The following is a 202-nucleotide window of genomic DNA, read 5'->3' as shown; positions in this document are numbered from 1 at the left end:
GCGGTTGACGCCGACGACGACGCGTTCGCCGGAGTCGGTCTCCTGGGCGATGCGGTAGGCGTTGCGTTCGATCTCGCTCTTCTGGAAGCCGTGTTCGATCGCTTCGACGGCGCCGCCGAGGTCCTCGACCTTGCGCATCAGCTCGCGTGCGGCCGTCTCGACGTCGTCGGTCATCCGCTCCACGACGTAGGAGCCGGCGAAG

The 202-nt window shown here is 67.8% G+C and carries 1 protein-coding gene; it reads right to left on the bottom strand.

All coding sequences use genetic code 11. The features are described 5' to 3' along the window. On the bottom strand, nt 1-202 hold a 202-nt coding region (locus tag IO29_RS31460), incomplete at both ends, for a methylmalonyl-CoA mutase family protein (RefSeq protein WP_033227714.1).

It is taken from the genome of Streptomyces sp. NRRL F-6676 (genome assembly GCF_000725625.1).
In the GTDB taxonomy this organism is placed as follows: Bacteria; Actinomycetota; Actinomycetes; order Streptomycetales; family Streptomycetaceae; genus Streptomyces.
This window is presented reverse-complemented; position numbering and strand designations above follow the sequence as displayed.